The organism is Roseburia porci (assembly GCF_009695765.1).
GTDB lineage: Bacteria > Bacillota > Clostridia > Lachnospirales > Lachnospiraceae > Roseburia > Roseburia porci.
Genome location: NZ_VUNI01000018.1, coordinates 33,167 through 49,405 on the forward strand (window position 1 = coordinate 33,167; position 16,239 = coordinate 49,405).

Here is a 16,239-nt window from a genome sequence, read left to right on the forward strand (position 1 = left end):
TGAGTCTTTCGGCTTCCATGAATGAGAAACACTCAGCATGAATGCGGAGAACGTGGTAAAAAGGAGAAAAGGAAATGAAAAAAAGAATTTTAAGTGTAATCCTGACACTGGGCATGACACTGGGGCTGTTATGCGGATGTGGGCAGAATGGGGGCAGTCAGACGGATCAGACAGAGACACAGACTGCACAGGAACAGAATTATGAACCGGTTGTCTATGATTATGAGCAAGGTCTGAATGTGATCGATGACAATTACCGGAATTACTATGAGATCTTTGTATATTCATTTTATGATTCCGATGGGGATGGAATCGGAGATTTCAACGGAGTGATCGACAAACTGGATTATATTCAGGATATGGGCTTTAACGGAATCTGGCTTATGCCGGTTCTGCAGTCGCCGACTTATCACAAATATGACGTAGAGGATTATTACAAAACGGATGAATCTTATGGAACCAACGAGGATTTTGAAAAACTGATCGAGGAGTGCCATAAACGTGGAATCCGTGTTGTGATGGATTTTGAGATGAATCATACATCATCCCAGCATGAGTGGTTCAGACAGGCATGTGAGTATCTGAAGACGCTTCCAGATGGACAGCAGCCGGATGCGGCACAATGTCCATATGTGGATTATTATCATTTTTCAAATAAGAAGGAAAATAACTCCTATTATCAGGTTGCGGGAACAAACTGGTATTATGAGGGCAGTTTCTGGTCGGAAATGCCGGATCTGAATTTTGCCAATGAGAATGTGAAAAAAGAATTTGAGGATATTGCAGCGTTCTGGATTGGAAAAGGTGTGGATGGCTTCCGCCTGGATGCGATCATGCATTTAGAGGAGAATAAAACATCGTTCAATACGGAGATCATGAACTGGTATTATGAGTACTGCAAGTCGCTGAATCCTGATTTTTACATGGTATCTGAGGTGTGGGCAGATGAAATGACGATCGCGGATTACTATCAGAGTGGAACGCCAAGTATGTTTAACTTTGATGCAGGAAATACAGATGGCGCACTGATCAAGACGGCACAGGGCGGAATGAAGGCGGATTCACTGGTAAACCGCATGATCAAATACCAGACTGATTTTTCGGCAAAAAATCCGGATTATATTGACGCACCGTTCCTTACAAACCATGATATGACACGTGTATCTAATGTGTTGCAGGATGATGAGGACGAAATGAAGCTTGCAGCGGGACTTCTTATGACGATGAGTGGAAGCCCGTTTGTATACTATGGGGAAGAGATCGGAATGGCAAGCTCCGGACAAAAGGATGAGAATAAAAGGCTTCCAATGATCTGGTCAGATACAGATAAGACTGGTATGACCGATGGACCAAAGGACGCAGACCCGGACATTACCTCGGAATTTTCTGGAGTAGAGGAGCAGGAGAAAGACCCGCTTTCTCTTCTGAATTATTATAAACGCGCGATCCGTATCCGCAATGAGAATCCGGAAATCGCACGTGGACAGATCTCCAAAATTGATGAGCTGTGTGGAGATACACAGGCAGCAATCACAAAGACTTATCAGGACAGCACGATTGGAATTGTATACAATACCTCAGATGAGGCGGCTTCCATTACAATTGGTGACAGTGCATTAAAAGATATGCAGATCCGCGGATATCTGACCGTGGATGGCTCGGTCATTACACTGGAAGACGGTGCATTGGAAATGCCGGCAAGATCGATCTGTATCTTGAAATAAAAGTTATAACATTGCTTTATGGGTTTCGAGCATCTCAACAACACGCTCCTGACAGTAAGTGCCGATCTTTTTCTGAGTCTCTTTATCAAGAGATTTCATATCGATCGGTTCCCCATATTGCAGGATCACATGCTGGCTGTGCAGCCATGGAAAGTGATCTTCAAATACTTCGGCGGTTCCGGTAACTGCCATTGGAACAATTTTACAACCTGTTTTCTGGGCGATTTTGAAGCTGCCTTCTTTAAATGGAAGGACAGAAGCAGAATCGCTCTTATCTTTATTACGGGTTCCTTCCGGGTAAATACCGATGGAAACACCATGTTTTACATAGTCGATCGCAGTCAGGATCACCTTCATGCTCTGCTTCATATCATCACGGTCGATGAACAGGCAGTAGATACGCTTCATGAAAAGCCGCAGGATCGGAACCTTTTCGATCGTATTTTTGGAAATATAACCGGTAAGTCCGGGACATTGTGCATAGCTTGCCACAATATCAAAGATACTGCGGTGGTTTCCAATATAAAGCACCGGCTCATCGGTTGGAATGTTTTCTTTGCCGATTACAGTCAGTTTTGTTCCGGAAAGGAAAAGCACAACTTTAAATCCCCACTGTACAATGCGCAGTGTGGAAAGATCTGCTGCTTTCTTGTTGAATTTGGAAATGATCCATTCGATGCCGAGCACCGGAAGACCAATGACCAGAAAAAGAAATACGAATATGACAGTTATAATGGTACGCATAAAAGACACCTCATTTGTTATGTTTGTAGATTTTAAGCGCCAAAATGCGCTTATATTTTTCTTTAAAACGATTACACATAATACCGGTTTTTTGTTCTGTTGTCCGAGAATAAGTATTTCTAAATGCATCTGATTTAATGTGTAATATGGTTGACGCAACCATCCTAAACGTGCCATCCGTGGCACGTTAGGATTTGTTCTGCCTTCCATGGCAGAACATTGCTATGTGCAGATAGATGCATTAAGAAATGCTAATTCTCTTCCAGAGTACAAAAAACGGCATCATGTGTAATCTTATTGAAAAATATTTCCAAGCGCCTTCTGGCGCTCGCAATCTTTACTTATTATACAAGAGCATCGTGCGAAAAGCAATCATTCGATCAATCAGGTCAGGGGGTGAAAGGTGGTTCAAAGTATAGTGATTGTTTAATTGCACCAGGCAGTAGCTGATTTTGTGACCTGGAAGAAAATTAGAAAATCTTAGTCTGCCTGTTTGGACATAGTGTTTTGCTGCCATGGACGGCAGCAAAAGTCTTAACGTCCCATGGACGGGACGTTTAAGACGTACACGTCGTTTTAAGAAAGCTTGAATCAGGCAGACATAGATTTTCTTATTTTCGGACAATGGAACATAATAGCTGCTGTCTGGTGCAATTAGACAATTCTAAAATCAACCCCACCTTTCGCCCACCCTGTTTTGATTAAGCAAACGATTGTTCACCGGAATAGTGAATGAGCTATAGGGCATATGTTATAGTAAGGCCGTTTATCGGAGAATGAATGATATGTTTCGAACAGGGATAACAGGAATGCTGCTTTGCATTCTGGTCTGCGGGCTGCTGCTTTGCAGCTGCGGAGTAAGGAAAGCGGAGAAGGAGAAAGTAAGGGATCTGGAGTATACGGTAGTGGAGGATGAAGATCTTCCGGAGGAACTCAAAGAGCAGATTGATTTAAAAAAAGAATCACATTTTAAATTCACATATGAAACTGGTGAATATTTATACATAGTTATGGGATACGGGCAACAGGAAACTGGAGGGTATAACATCCAGGTGAAGGAATTGTATTTATCGTCCAATGCGGTGTTTTTTAAAACGGAATTATCCGGACCGGAAAAGGGAAAAACAATTTCACAGTCGCCAAGTTGTCCGTATATTGTCGTGAAAACGGAACTGGTGAAAGAACCTGTCGTTTTTGAGTAGAACAGGAAACTGGATAAAATTTTTCATTAAATATGCATAATGTATAAATATTCAATAGAATATGAATATAGTACTTTCGTACACTTGTAGACAGTTTAACGCTATGCTATACTAAAGCAACAAGATATTGTGTAACAAGCGGTATCAAATACCTAAATAGAGGAGGCATCATATGGAACAGGCAAACATCAGCAAAGTTCGGGCATCCGTTCATCAGCAGTGTGGCAGTAGAGTTATGATCCAGCTGGATCGGGGACGCAACAAGGTAGACATCCAGGAAGGCGTAATCCAGAAAGCATATCCAAGTGTTTTTACGGTATTGGTAGATGACGACAAAGAGGAGAACCCACCTCAGTTATTATCATTCAGCTACACAGACATTATTACGAAAGACATCAGAATGAAGCTTTGTTAAGCTTTTGTATGTAAGATTGGAATAAAATTCCTCTGCTTCGAATATGTATTTATACAAAGTTCGAAGTGGAGGAATTTTTTTGTTGGAGCTAAAGAAGCATGAAATCAGGCAGAACAGAAAAAAGGCAGGAGCGTTTACACAGATCACGCTGGATGACGATTATATTGTTCCCGATAGCAAAGCTGATGTTGTAAAAATCATACATACTATGGGAAATGTCACATTTGAGGAGCCGAAGGTAACAGGACAATCGGTATGGGTGAAAGGCAGAATGGATTTTACAGTGCTTTACCGGAGTGATCAGGCAGAAAACAAAGTGGAGGCGTTGCAGGGGGCGATTCCATTTCAGGAGAAGATCAGCATGGACGGCGTCGATGAGGAAGATCCGGTGAACCTCAGCTGGGATATGGAAGATCTGTCTGTGAATTTTATCAATTCCAGAAAACTGGATGTAAGAGCACTCCTCGATATCCGGGCCGAAGCAGAGGAAAAAGGAAGCGAAGAGATTCCGGAGTCAGCGGAATGCACCGTGGAGTATCAGCAGAAAAACACAGAATGTACACTAATGAATCTTATTATAGATAAAAAGGATATTTTACGTGTCCGGAATGAGATCACACTTCCCAATGCAAAGCCGAATATCTATAAGATCCTTTGGCAGAGCATTCAGCCACAGAATATAGAAAAAGAGCTGGAAAACGGAGAGATACGCATCCGTGGAGAAGCGCAGGTGGGAATCCTGTACCGGACCGAGGAGGATGAGCAGGTTCAGTGGTTTGAGACAACAATGCCGTTTCAGGGGAATATAGAGTGTGAAGATGCTGCCTCTGGTGATATATTCTGGGTTCAGCTGGAACCTGCAAGTATGGAGATCGAAAGCCGCGGCGATTATGACGGAGAAGAACGGCTTCTTGGAATTGAGATGGTTTTTGGAGCGAATGTCCGGATATGGAGAGAAGAGACAGTCCGTGTTTTGCAGGATATTTTTGCGGTGAATAAAAAGGTACTTCCGCAGACACAGGATGCCATCTATCAGGAACTTGTTGTGAAAAACCATGCCAAAATCCGGATGGGCGATCAGATGCATCTGGAAGGCGAAAAAGAAAAAATCCTTCAGATCTGTTCCTGCCGTGGAGATATTCATATCGATGAAGCATCGCAGACACCGGAGGGCATTTTTGTAAGTGGCGTACTCACGGTTCATTTATTGTATGTGACGGCAGATGATAATTATCCTGTAGAACATATCCGGGAGATTCTGCCTTTTGAGCAGCTGGTGGAAGTGCCTGGAATGTCAAAGGATGTACAGTTTTATATGGGACACGGAATTGACCAGATCAATGTCAACCTGTTAGACAACAGTACCTACGAAGTGAAGGCAGCGGTAAGCCTTGAAGTGCTTGCAATCAGAGAACATCATTATAATAGGATCACGGATCTGCAGGAAGAACCGTTTGATCCTGAGGAATTAAAAAGGCAGCCTGGAATCATGGGATATGTGGTAAAAGAAGGAGAAGAACTCTGGGATATTGCAAAACAGTATCATACAACGGTCGGAGAACTGATGCAGACCAATTCGCTGAAGGCCGAAAAGCCGGAGGCGGGAAGCAGAATCTTAATTGTGAAAAAGGTCGGTTGATTCATGGCACAACAGTAGTATAATAGACCAGGGCGTCAGAGTATGCCCTGGTTTTTTGAGGAATGTTATCATTTGCATGGCAGGATATACAAATAGCGCATATTGTTAGAAAATACCTATGGAAAAATCCGTCAATTTGTGCCAAAATACATATAGGTATGCCTGCATACATAATAGGGGTTATCGGAGGAAAAATGAAATTATATCAATACATAAAAAATAAACAGTTTCGGAAGCGTATCGTATCGGCAGGACTTGTTGCTGCCATGCTGCTTGCGTTTCCACTGGCAGATGGAATAGAAACAGGAAAATTTGAAGGACTCACTGTTTATGCGACGTCCGCAAAGGACAAGCGTGACAAGGCACAGAGCGATCTGGATAATGCAAACAGCCAGATCAGTGAACTTCAGGGAATTCAGAATCAGATCAACAGTCAGTTGTCTGATAAGGCACAGGAAATGGCCAGCATTCTGACTAACCAGCAGTTACTTCAGGATGATATGGATGATACACAGAATCAGATCGATCAGGCTGAGGTAGATCTTGAGGCGGCACAGCAGAAAGAGGCAGAACAGTATGCCGCAATGAAACTTCGGATTCAGTTCATGTATGAAAACGGAACATCCGATTCAATCTGGACAGCAATCCTTGAGGCAGATGGAATTGCTGATATGTTAAACCGTATCGAGTATGTCAATAAGGTTTATGATTCTGACCGTGAGATGTTAAATAACTATCAGGCAACGGTACAGCAGGTGGCTGATTTAAAGAGTCAGCTGGAACAGCAGTATGCAGATATGGAATCCATGCAGGCAAGCTATACCGAACAGCAGACAGCACTCGAGGGAGTAATTTCGGACCTGAAAGCACAGTCCGCAGATTATGAATCACAGATTGCGACAGCACAGAATCTGGCAAATCAGTATGCACAGACGGTTGCACAGCAGAATGCGGTTATCAAACAGCAGGAAGAAGAAGCAGCGAAAAAGGCTGAGGAGCAGCGGAAAGCACAGGAGGCAGCACAGCAGGCATCTGCTTCTGCAAATACAAGCTCCGGCAGCAGCTCAAACAGCAGTTCATCGGGCAGCAGCTCCGGAGGCAGCTCCTCGGGAAGCAGTTCATCCGGAAGTGGTTCCAGCAGTGGGAAAGATGCCGGTGGCGGAAGTGGCGCCAGTGGCATTGGAAGTGCCGGTTATCTGACGGATGATTCCAACAATCCGTCTTCCAGTGTATCGGGAAGTGCAATTGTAAGCTATGCATGTCAGTTTGTAGGAAACCCTTACGTCTGGGGAGGAAACAGTCTGACGGAAGGCTGTGACTGCTCGGGATTTGTACATCTTGTCATGGAACACTTTGGAATCAGCTCACCGAGATATTCCCAGTCCTTTGCATCATGGGGACAGCCGGTAAGCTATAACAATATGCAGGCAGGCGATGTCGTGGTATATCCGGGACATGTTGCCATCTATATGGGCAATGGATGCATTGTAGAGGCACAGTCCACCAGTGCGGGAATTACCCAGTATCGTAGTGTAAACTGCCATACGATCCTTGCAATCCGAAGAGCCGGATAAAGTAACAGACAAGCTTATAGAGTCAAAAGACTTCATATAAAATGAAAGACCAGGAGGAAATGAACCATGGAAATGGAAACTTTACAAAAAGAAATGATCGCTGCAATGAAGGCAAGAGATAAGGTAAGAAAGGACGCAATCTCCGGACTTGTTTCTGCAGCTAAAAAAGTTGCAATTGACGAGGGATGCCGTGATGACATCAAGGAAGAACTTGTAAACCGTGTAATCTTAAAAGAGTTAAAGACGGTAAAAGAGCAGATCGACAGCTGCCCGGAATCACGCCCGGATCTGAAAGAGGAATATCAGGCACGTTATGATATTTATCAGGAGTTCGCACCTGCAATGATGTCAGCAGAGGAAGTAGAGAAATTCATCACAGAGAAATTTGCAGATGTACTTGCTTCTAAGAACAAGGGAATGATCATGAAGAATGTTATGCCGGAATTAAAAGGCAAAGCAGACGGAAAAGTCATCAACCAGGTAGTTGCAAAACTTTGTCAGTAAACGGATCACTATGGATAAATTTCTCACGTGGCTGAAAAAAGCCCGAAGAAGCAGAAAAAAATACATCATTACCGTAGTTCTGGCTGTCCTTGTTGTTGTACTCGGGTGGAAGTCCTATGACTCATCGACCAGTAAAAAGGCACTTTCTTATCCGCAAAGTCTGGACCAGAAAGCAGTATGCGTGAATGGAACAGACCTTACACTGCGCCAGCTTGCATTTTACGTGGCATATGAGGAAGGCGAAGTGGAGAAACAGGCTGAGGTATACAATCCGGATGATCCGAAGCAGTACTGGAATGTACATACCGATGGTCAGTTTGTACGTGTGGCAGCAAGAAATGCAGCAATCCAGATGGCGATACATGATGAGATTTTCTATCAGATGGCAATGAAAGATGGAACAGCCCTGAATGAGGAAGAACAAAAAGAACTGGAGAATAAGATCGAGGATTTCTGGTCGGATCTGACAGACCGGAATGGAGAGGACGGACTTGGAATCACAAAGGACGATATTGTGGATACCATGTCGAGAATCGCTCTCGCCGAGAAGTACCAGTATGTTTATGAAGAACTGCAGAATGCGGACCATGGAGATTATGATTTTTCCGGGGAAGCATATGAACAGCTCAAAGAAAAGAATAAATGTAAGATCTACAGGAATGTCTGGAGCCGCGTTTCCTTTGGACATGTGACACTTGGCACAGAATTGTAGATAGAAAGAAGAGTAGTATGTCAGTAAAAATTGGAAGAAATGATCCCTGCTGGTGTGGCAGCGGCAGAAAATATAAAGCCTGCCACCAGAATTTTGATGAAAGAATTGCAAAAATCGCAGCAGAAGGACACAAAGTTCCGACACACGATATCATTAAAAATGCAGATCAGATTGCCGGAATCAAACAGAGTGCAAAGATCAATGTTGCAGTCTTAGATTATATTGAAGAGCATATCCATGCAGGAATGTCAACGGCAGAAATCGATAAGATCGTTTATGATATGACCACATCTATGGGAGGAATCCCTGCACCGCTGAATTACGAAGGTTATCCATACAGCGTATGTACCTCTGTAAATGATCAGGTGTGCCATGGATTCCCGTCTGAAGATGTGATCTTAAAAGACGGAGATATTATCAATGTAGACTGTTCTACGATCCTGAATGGATATTTTTCGGATTCTTCGAGAATGTTCTGCATTGGCGAAGTAAGTCCGGAGAAGAAAAAACTCGTAGAAGTAACAAAGGAATGTGTAGAGCTTGGACTGAAAGAAGTAAAACCATGGGGATTTTTAGGCGACATGGGACAGGCGGTACACGACCATGCGTTTGCAAACGGCTATACCGTAGTACGTGAGATCGGCGGACACGGAGTCGGACTGGAATTCCATGAGGAGCCATGGGTTGGTTATAACACCAAACGTGGAACCGATATGTTAATGGTTCCTGGCATGATTTTTACAATCGAGCCTATGGTCAATATGGGAAAACCGGATATTTTTGTAAATGAAGAAAATGACTGGGAAATCTATACACAGGATGGTCTTCCATCAGCACAGTGGGAGATCATGGTTCTTGTAACAGAAGACGGGGCAGAAGTTCTGTCCTGGTAGGAGAGAAATATGTCGACACAGAAAAAGAAGATGGAGAACAGCCGTAAAGTCTGGATGATTATGGCTGTTGCTGCAATCGTGATCGTAGTGGTATACGGTTGTATATTCTATCTGCGAAGCTATTATCATGCATCACAGAAAGCACTTGATGCAATGCGTTGTGTCCCAAACGGAACAGTTACAGAAGAAAAAGATTATTATGTTTTTCAGGGAACCGAGCCTGCGGACAGAGGAATCATCTTTTATCCGGGAGCAAAGGTGGAAGAGACTGCCTATGCACCGCTTATGGAGAACCTGATGCAGGCTGGCTACACGGTATATCTGATGCGGATGCCGTTTCATCTTGCAATATTTGACGTGAATGCAGCAGATCAGGTGATCGAGCAGCAAAAAGATATTCATGAATGGTATATGATGGGACATTCGCTTGGGGGAGCGATGGCTGCAAGTTATACGGCAAAGCATTCGGATCAGATCACCGGACTTGTACTGCTGGGGGCATACAGTACGGCAGACCTGTCACAGAAAGATGTGGAGGTCTTAAGCATTTACGGAAGCCAGGATGGCGTTTTGAACCGGAAAAAATACGAGGCAGAGAAGAAAAATCTACCATCGGATTTTACGGAATACGTAATTGAAGGCGGAAATCATGCCGGTTACGGCAATTATGGAAAACAAAAAGGCGATGGAGAGGCTGAAATCCCGAAAAAGGAACAGCAGCAGGAGGTCGTAGACCAGGTGATCGTCATGTGGGGAGAGTCGTAATGGCACTGGAGATTGAACGTAAATTCAGAATGAATGGATTCCCGGAGCATTTAAAATGTCTGCGCCAGGTGGACATTGAGCAGGGGTATATCAGTGTTGAACCGGAAATACGGATACACAAGGCGGTAGACCGCAATACCGGTAAGACAAATTACCGTCTCACGGTAAAGGGGAATGGAACACTTTCCAGAACCGAGATCAAGACCGGGATTGAGGAACAGTTTTATCAGGACGCAGTAGAATTTGTAGGACATCCAATGATCTGCAAGGATTACCGAAGCTATGATCTGGATGGCTATATTCTTGAGGTTTGCTGCGTTGATGCAGGCACGGAGCACGAGTTTTATTACGGCGAGATCGAATTTGAGAGCGAAGCGGCTGCGGAGGCTTTTGTCCCGGAAGATTTCCTTGGCACTGAGGTCACGGATGATGATGCTTACAAGATGAAAAATTACTGGAGGCGTACAAGGCTTTTCCAGTAATCATAAGACAGGTGAAAAAATGAAAGATTGTATTACAACATATACCAAGATTAAATTTGATACGATGAATCCGGTAGCTGCAAATGTAGCAATTGAAGATATTGCACATGCACTTTCCATGATACCGAGAGCAAATGGACATTTTCCGGAGTTCTTCTCCGTGGCGCAGCATTGTATCCAGTGCTGTGATGAAGCGTTGGAAAGAAATTACAGCCCGCGTGTGGCAATGGCATGTCTTCTGCATGACGCAAGTGAGGCATATCTGTCTGATGTAACGCGTCCGGTCAAAAAGAACATGACGATGTATCTGCAGATCGAAGAACAGGTGCAGAACATCGTCTATGAGAAGTATCTTGGCTCACTTCCGACCGAAAAAGAAGAGGAACTGATTCACAATATCGATGATGGATGTCTGTACTATGAGTTTAAATTTTTTATGGGAGAATGCCTGTTTCCAATAGAACCGGTTCTCATCAGTACACCGGAATATGAAACACGTCCATTCAAAGAAGTGGAGAAGGAATTTTTGATCCTGTTTGATAAGCTCCAGAAAATCCTGGAATCAGAAAAAGGATGAAGCAGCGATATGCTGTTTCATCCTTTTGTCTTATAAGGTCAGGATGTCAAAAGAGATTCATAGTTTTGCAAACAGAAAATTGCATAAAGCAGTGACAGATTTTCGGACAACGGAACAGAATAGTCACTGTTTTATGCAATTTTTGGTTCTCAAAGTAAAAATTCCCTTTTGACATCCTAAGGTTTATAGGAAATCAGATTGTAGTGTTCACACCATTGATCGCAGCGTGTTCATTTTCATCCATTGGAATAACAAGGCATTTTTTACCTCCGATCTCCTGAGAGTGGATCTGGGAAGCCTTCTCCGGTTTTACACGCAGGATGACATCGTAGGTTTTAACTTCGGATTCGTAGGTATCCAGAGCTTCGGATTTCTCGGTGAGCTCGGTTGTGGTCTCATTGAGCTTGGTCGTCTTTTCTTCCAGCTGCTGTGTGAGCACGTCAACCTGATCCTGAAGCTCGATTTTTTCCATGACGATGGCATGCTGTTCGATGGCCTTGGTGTCGATGACATTGCTTGCAACCGGAGGTTTGTCACCAAAGGTTTCATCCAGTGTCTTTTCGATGCGGCTTGCTTTTTCTTCCGGAATGTTGCTCTCCTCAAGGAGTTTTCCTACAGTGGCACGATCCAGCATAAATTCTTCATCGGAATCTTCGTGAACAACTTCGTATTCGTCGATCATGTCGCTTAAGTTCTGCTGGATGTTTACGAGCAGATTTTCAGTGTGTTCGTCTTCAGCTCCGAGCACGTTGCGGACGATGGAGTGGAATGCCATTTTCTGCTCAGTAGCAGTGCGGGCAGGATCACAGCCGAGGCCGTTTGCCATGAATTCTGAGTGTGGCTCCTTGGTGTTTTTGGTATAAAACAGTGCAGAATGGATATCGGTGCTGCGGTCATTGAAAGCCGGGAATAAGAATGCGGTCTCCGGTGCGCCGACAACCCAGTCACGGATACGAGGCCCGATACGTTTTTCGTTTTCCAGATAACCAAGTCCCGGTTTGGATAATGCGACCGGACAGATGGCACAGATCAGATAATCGTAGACTTCTTCGGATTCATCGAGATCATCATTATCAGTTGTTCTTGTCATGACATCATAGGTGTCATGGTATAACAGGATCAGATAGTTTCCCGCGTGGTCGTAAGTGTCGATGATTAGATCATAATAGGTATCTAACAGTGTTTCATCCTCTAATCTGCTGTCGCGCAGAGCCATAAGGATCTGCTGCCTTCCGCCGACTTCTTCTTCCTGAAGCGGGAAAGAAAGATCAAGCAGGTTGTTTCCAAGTGTTCCGGATAAAGCCTTGTTGGCAATTTCAAGATATTTATGATATTCCTCTTCTTCTAAGTTCAGAAATTTACCGCCGAATTTGCAGACTTTGTTATGATTTCCGTCTACATAACAGCCTGTCAGCTGGGTAAATGTTGCGTCATCTTTTTTGAAACGTCTTTTTAATTCCAATACTTCTTTTTTGTTCATATGTATACCTCCTGATGGCATTCCCTATTATATCGCAGAGCTCTTCACAAGCGCAAGTCTGGTATTGCTATTCTTGTATTTTGAAGTTAAACTATAGGTTAGGTAATATGGAGGCAGAAGGGTAACACGATATGAAAAAACTGATTCTTGGAATTCTTGCACATGTGGATGCAGGAAAGACGACTTTATCAGAGGGGCTGCTTTATGAAAATGGACAGATCCGCTCGCTTGGAAGAGTGGATCATCAGGATGCTTTTTTGGATACCAATGCGCTTGAAAAAGAACGGGGGATCACGATTTTTTCCAAACAGGCAAGGATCGTGACCGAAGATATGGAATGCACACTTCTCGATACACCGGGACATGTGGATTTTTCGGCGGAAATGGAACGTACCTTGCAGGTGCTCGATTATGCAGTGCTTGTAATAAGTGGAACTGACGGTGTGCAGGGACATACGAGGACACTATGGAGACTGCTCCGGCATTATGAAGTACCGGTCTTTCTTTTTGTGAATAAAATGGATCTTCCCGGAACTGACCACGGCAAGATCCAAAAGGAACTTGAACGGGAATTATCCGACGGTTGTGTGGATTTTTCCGGGGATGTACAGGGGACTGAGGAGTTTTACGATCATCTTGCCATGTGCAATGAAGCGATGCTGGAAAGCTTTATGGAGCATCAGTCGGTCTCTGGGGAGCTGATCAAAAAGGCGATTGCGGATCGGGAGGTTTTTCCGTGCTTTTATGGTTCTGCATTGAAGCTGGACGGCATAAAAATGTTGTGGGAAGGTCTCAAATCTTATACAAAGCAGCCAGTGTATGGGGACGAGTTTGCGGCTCGTGTATACAAGATTGGAAGAGATGCGCAGGGAAGCCGTCTTACGTATATGAAGGTGACTGGAGGAAACCTTCATGTGAAGGACAAGATTACGTATCAGGAACTGGTGGAAAAGGCGGATCAGATCCGTATTTATTCCGGGGATAAATACGAACTTGTGGATGAGGTGCAGGCGGGAGAGGTCTGCGCGGTGACCGGACTTACAGCGACGTATCCCGGACAGGGACTGGGAGCGGAGAAAGCGGATGAAGTTCCGGTACTCGAGCCGGTGCTGAATTACCGAATTTATCTGCCACAGGATGTAAACCCATCCGATATGTTTGGAAAATTAAAGCTTTTAGAGGAAGAGGATCCACAGCTGCACATTATCTGGAATGAGAAACTGCGGGAGATTCACGCACAGATGATGGGACAGGTGCAGATTGAGATCCTCACGAGACTGATCAAAGAGCGGTTTGGCGTGACGGTAACATTTGGAACCGGAAGTATTGTATACAAGGAGACGATCGCGCGTCCGGTCGAGGGTGTCGGTCATTTTGAACCACTCAGGCATTATGCGGAGGTGCATATCCTGATGGAACCTGGTGAACCGGGAAGCGGTATTCAGGTTGCTTCCGCGTGCAGTGAAGATGTGCTGGACCTAAACTGGCAGCGGCTGATACTGACACACATTGAGGAACGGGAACATCCTGGTGTTCTGACCGGATCGGCCCTGACCGATGTGAAATTTACGATTCTGACCGGAAGAGCACATCTGAAACATACAGAAGGAGGAGATTTCCGACAGGCGACTTACCGCGCAATACGACAGGGATTAAAATCCACGGAAAACGTATTGCTTGAGCCGGTTTATGCATTTACGCTTATGCTGCCGGCGGACTGTGTCGGAAGGGCAATGTCTGATATACGGCTTCGGGCAGGCAAGGTGGATACACCGGAATATATCTCGGGAGCGGATGGAGATATGGCAGTTTTGACCGGAACAGCTCCGGTGGCAACAATGCAGGATTACATGACCGAGGTACATGCCTATACGCGCGGAACAGGCAGTCTTACTCTGACACTTCACGGATATGATGTATGCCATAATGCGGAGGAAGTGATCGCACGGATGGGCTATGACAGCGAGGCGGATACAGAGAATCCGACGGCATCGGTATTCTGTGCACACGGAGCGGGATTTCTTGTCCCATGGGATCAGGTGGCTGACTATATGCACCTCGATTATGTATATCATCCGGATGAAAAGGCGGACAGTGAACTGGATACGACGCATGCGTTTGGTGCAGAGAACAATTTTGGACGGAAACCGGAAAAGCCAAAAGAGACGGCAGGTTCATGGGAACTGGACCGGGAACTTCAGGAAATCTATGCGAGAGAGTTTGGCATGAACAAAGATGACATGCTTGATCAGGAGCGGAAAAAATGGCGGAAAAAGAACCAGGCAGATGCATCCGGCGTCCGTGGACCAAAGCATGACAAACAGGGAAATGTCATTTATCCGCGTAAGGACCCCGGGGAAGAGTATCTGATCGTTGACGGATATAATATCATTTTTGCATGGGAAGATCTGAATGAGCTGTCAAAAACCAATATGGATTCGGCACGGGGGAAACTATTAGACGCGCTGGGCAGCTACCAGGGATATCGGGGCTGCCATGTGATCGTCGTTTTTGATGCCTACCGGACGAAGGGGCATCCGGCGACAACGGAGCAATATCATAATATCCGTGTGGTGTATACAAAGACGGATGAAACCGCAGACATGTACATCGAAAAGCTTGTGCATGAAATCGGGAAAAAGAACCGCGTAACAGTAGCGACCAATGATGGACTTGAACAGCTTACCGTTATGTCGCAGGGCGCGCTCAGAATGAGTGCATCCAATCTGAAAGAGGAACTGGGGCGGACAGCAAAAGAAATTTATGAGGAATATCTGAAAAAACAGGGGAAGGCCTGAGAGAAAGGGGACAAGTCATGTTAGAAGAACTGAAAAGACAGGTATATGAAGCAAATATGGAGCTTCCGAAAAGGGGACTGATCACATATACATGGGGAAATGTAAGCGGCATCGACCGTGAAACAGGATATTTTGTGATTAAGCCAAGCGGTGTGGATTATGACAAACTGACACCGGAGGATATGGTTGTGATGGATCTGGATGGCAACAAGGTGGAGGGAAGTCTGCGGCCGTCTTCTGATACACCGACACATCTGGAACTGTATAAAAAATACACAGATATCGGTGGCATCGTGCACACACACTCTCCGGAGGCGACCGCATGGGCACAGGCCGGCAGGGATATTCCGCTTTACGGAACAACGCATGCGGATTATTTTTACGGACCAATCCCGTGTGCAAGGAGCCTGACACCGGAAGAGATTGATGAGGCATATGAGACCAACACCGGACGCGTCATCATTGAGACGTTTGAAAAACGGGGAATCAATCCGGTCTATACACCGGGCGTGCTCTGCACGAACCATGGCCCGTTTACCTGGGGAAAAGACGCGGCAGAGGCGGTGCATAACGCAGTGGTACTGGAGGAAGTGGCAAAGATGGCAACAAAGACGGAACTGATCAATCCGGATGTGAAACCGGCGCCGGACTGCATCCGCGATAAGCACTTTTTCCGTAAACATGGAAAAAACGCATATTACGGACAGTAAAACAGACAAACAGGGGGAAA

General features: G+C 44.9%; 15 protein-coding genes. 13 read left to right on the forward strand and 2 right to left on the reverse strand.

Annotated elements, in window-relative coordinates; genetic code table 11:
• Positions 1–74: 74 nt before the first annotated feature.
• On the forward strand, positions 75–1,724 hold the full coding sequence (locus FYJ75_RS10380) for an alpha-amylase family glycosyl hydrolase (RefSeq protein ID WP_154430384.1): 1,650 nt from the start codon (positions 75–77) through the stop codon (positions 1,722–1,724).
• Positions 1,725–1,727: 3 nt separating this feature from the next.
• Here the strand turns inward: FYJ75_RS10380 and FYJ75_RS10385 are convergent, their stop codons facing one another.
• The gene (locus FYJ75_RS10385; RefSeq protein ID WP_154430385.1) at positions 1,728–2,468 is read right to left on the reverse strand and encodes a lysophospholipid acyltransferase family protein; all 741 of its coding nucleotides are present in this window, start codon (positions 2,466–2,468) and stop codon (positions 1,728–1,730) included.
• A 785-nt stretch (positions 2,469–3,253) separates the two neighbouring features.
• Between FYJ75_RS10385 and FYJ75_RS10390 the strand changes: the two genes are divergently transcribed.
• The 10 genes from FYJ75_RS10390 (at position 3,254) to FYJ75_RS10435 (ending at position 11,231) form a co-directional block, all read left to right on the forward strand.
• On the forward strand, positions 3,254–3,670 hold the full coding sequence (locus FYJ75_RS10390; protein ID WP_195838989.1) for a protease complex subunit PrcB family protein: 417 nt from the start codon (positions 3,254–3,256) through the stop codon (positions 3,668–3,670).
• 172 nt (positions 3,671–3,842) lie between these two features.
• Positions 3,843–4,085 (forward strand): Veg family protein, encoded by a 243-nt coding sequence (locus FYJ75_RS10395; protein ID WP_154430387.1) that lies wholly within the window; start codon positions 3,843–3,845, stop codon positions 4,083–4,085.
• Positions 4,086–4,164: 79 nt separating this feature from the next.
• Positions 4,165–5,724 (forward strand): DUF3794 and LysM peptidoglycan-binding domain-containing protein, encoded by a 1,560-nt coding sequence (locus FYJ75_RS10400; protein ID WP_195838990.1) that lies wholly within the window; start codon positions 4,165–4,167, stop codon positions 5,722–5,724.
• A 194-nt stretch (positions 5,725–5,918) separates the two neighbouring features.
• Positions 5,919–7,298, forward strand: coding sequence for a C40 family peptidase (locus FYJ75_RS10405; protein ID WP_195838991.1), 1,380 nt, complete (start codon positions 5,919–5,921; stop codon positions 7,296–7,298).
• A gap of 66 nt (positions 7,299–7,364) precedes the next feature.
• Positions 7,365–7,802 (forward strand): GatB/YqeY domain-containing protein, encoded by a 438-nt coding sequence (locus tag FYJ75_RS10410; RefSeq protein WP_154430390.1) that lies wholly within the window; start codon positions 7,365–7,367, stop codon positions 7,800–7,802.
• 10 nt (positions 7,803–7,812) lie between these two features.
• Positions 7,813–8,514 carry a hypothetical protein gene (locus tag FYJ75_RS10415; RefSeq protein ID WP_154430391.1) on the forward strand — a complete coding sequence of 234 codons (702 nt, stop codon included), beginning with the start codon at positions 7,813–7,815 and terminating at the stop codon, positions 8,512–8,514.
• 17 nt (positions 8,515–8,531) lie between these two features.
• Entirely contained in the window at positions 8,532–9,407 is an 876-nt protein-coding gene (locus FYJ75_RS10420) for a methionyl aminopeptidase (protein WP_154430392.1), read from the forward strand.
• 9 nt (positions 9,408–9,416) lie between these two features.
• Positions 9,417–10,172 (forward strand): alpha/beta fold hydrolase, encoded by a 756-nt coding sequence (locus FYJ75_RS10425; protein WP_154430393.1) that lies wholly within the window; start codon positions 9,417–9,419, stop codon positions 10,170–10,172.
• A complete protein-coding gene (locus tag FYJ75_RS10430; RefSeq protein WP_154430394.1) occupies positions 10,172–10,654 on the forward strand; it encodes a CYTH domain-containing protein in 483 nt (160 codons plus the stop codon). The genes FYJ75_RS10425 and FYJ75_RS10430 overlap by 1 nt, the downstream gene beginning before the upstream one ends.
• Positions 10,655–10,673: 19 nt before the next feature.
• On the forward strand, positions 10,674–11,231 hold the full coding sequence (locus tag FYJ75_RS10435; RefSeq protein WP_154430395.1) for a phosphohydrolase: 558 nt from the start codon (positions 10,674–10,676) through the stop codon (positions 11,229–11,231).
• Between the two features lie 193 nt (positions 11,232–11,424).
• Here the strand turns inward: FYJ75_RS10435 and FYJ75_RS10440 are convergent, their stop codons facing one another.
• On the reverse strand, positions 11,425–12,711 hold the full coding sequence (locus FYJ75_RS10440) for a DUF4317 family protein (protein ID WP_154430396.1): 1,287 nt from the start codon (positions 12,709–12,711) through the stop codon (positions 11,425–11,427).
• Positions 12,712–12,842: 131 nt separating this feature from the next.
• Here FYJ75_RS10440 and FYJ75_RS10445 point away from each other — a divergent pair, with 131 nt between their 5' ends.
• Complete coding sequence (locus FYJ75_RS10445) at positions 12,843–15,509, forward strand: translation factor GTPase family protein (protein ID WP_154430397.1); 2,667 nt, start codon at positions 12,843–12,845, stop codon at positions 15,507–15,509.
• Positions 15,510–15,526: 17 nt separating this feature from the next.
• A complete protein-coding gene (locus FYJ75_RS10450; protein WP_154430398.1) occupies positions 15,527–16,219 on the forward strand; it encodes an L-ribulose-5-phosphate 4-epimerase in 693 nt (230 codons plus the stop codon).
• Positions 16,220–16,239: the final 20 nt, after the last annotated feature.

Coding starts and splice junctions, on each gene's coding strand:
- FYJ75_RS10450 (WP_154430398.1), top strand. CDS start 15,527: ATGTTAGAAGAACTGAAAAGACAGGTATATGAAGCAAATATGGAGCTT.
- FYJ75_RS10405 (WP_195838991.1), top strand. CDS start 5,919: ATGAAATTATATCAATACATAAAAAATAAACAGTTTCGGAAGCGTATC.
- FYJ75_RS10425 (WP_154430393.1), top strand. CDS start 9,417: ATGTCGACACAGAAAAAGAAGATGGAGAACAGCCGTAAAGTCTGGATG.
- FYJ75_RS10440 (WP_154430396.1), bottom strand. CDS start 12,711: ATGAACAAAAAAGAAGTATTGGAATTAAAAAGACGTTTCAAAAAAGAT.
- FYJ75_RS10420 (WP_154430392.1), top strand. CDS start 8,532: ATGTCAGTAAAAATTGGAAGAAATGATCCCTGCTGGTGTGGCAGCGGC.
- FYJ75_RS10390 (WP_195838989.1), top strand. CDS start 3,254: ATGTTTCGAACAGGGATAACAGGAATGCTGCTTTGCATTCTGGTCTGC.
- FYJ75_RS10410 (WP_154430390.1), top strand. CDS start 7,365: ATGGAAATGGAAACTTTACAAAAAGAAATGATCGCTGCAATGAAGGCA.
- FYJ75_RS10445 (WP_154430397.1), top strand. CDS start 12,843: ATGAAAAAACTGATTCTTGGAATTCTTGCACATGTGGATGCAGGAAAG.
- FYJ75_RS10380 (WP_154430384.1), top strand. CDS start 75: ATGAAAAAAAGAATTTTAAGTGTAATCCTGACACTGGGCATGACACTG.
- FYJ75_RS10395 (WP_154430387.1), top strand. CDS start 3,843: ATGGAACAGGCAAACATCAGCAAAGTTCGGGCATCCGTTCATCAGCAG.
- FYJ75_RS10415 (WP_154430391.1), top strand. CDS start 7,813: ATGGATAAATTTCTCACGTGGCTGAAAAAAGCCCGAAGAAGCAGAAAA.
- FYJ75_RS10385 (WP_154430385.1), bottom strand. CDS start 2,468: ATGCGTACCATTATAACTGTCATATTCGTATTTCTTTTTCTGGTCATT.
- FYJ75_RS10430 (WP_154430394.1), top strand. CDS start 10,172: ATGGCACTGGAGATTGAACGTAAATTCAGAATGAATGGATTCCCGGAG.
- FYJ75_RS10435 (WP_154430395.1), top strand. CDS start 10,674: ATGAAAGATTGTATTACAACATATACCAAGATTAAATTTGATACGATG.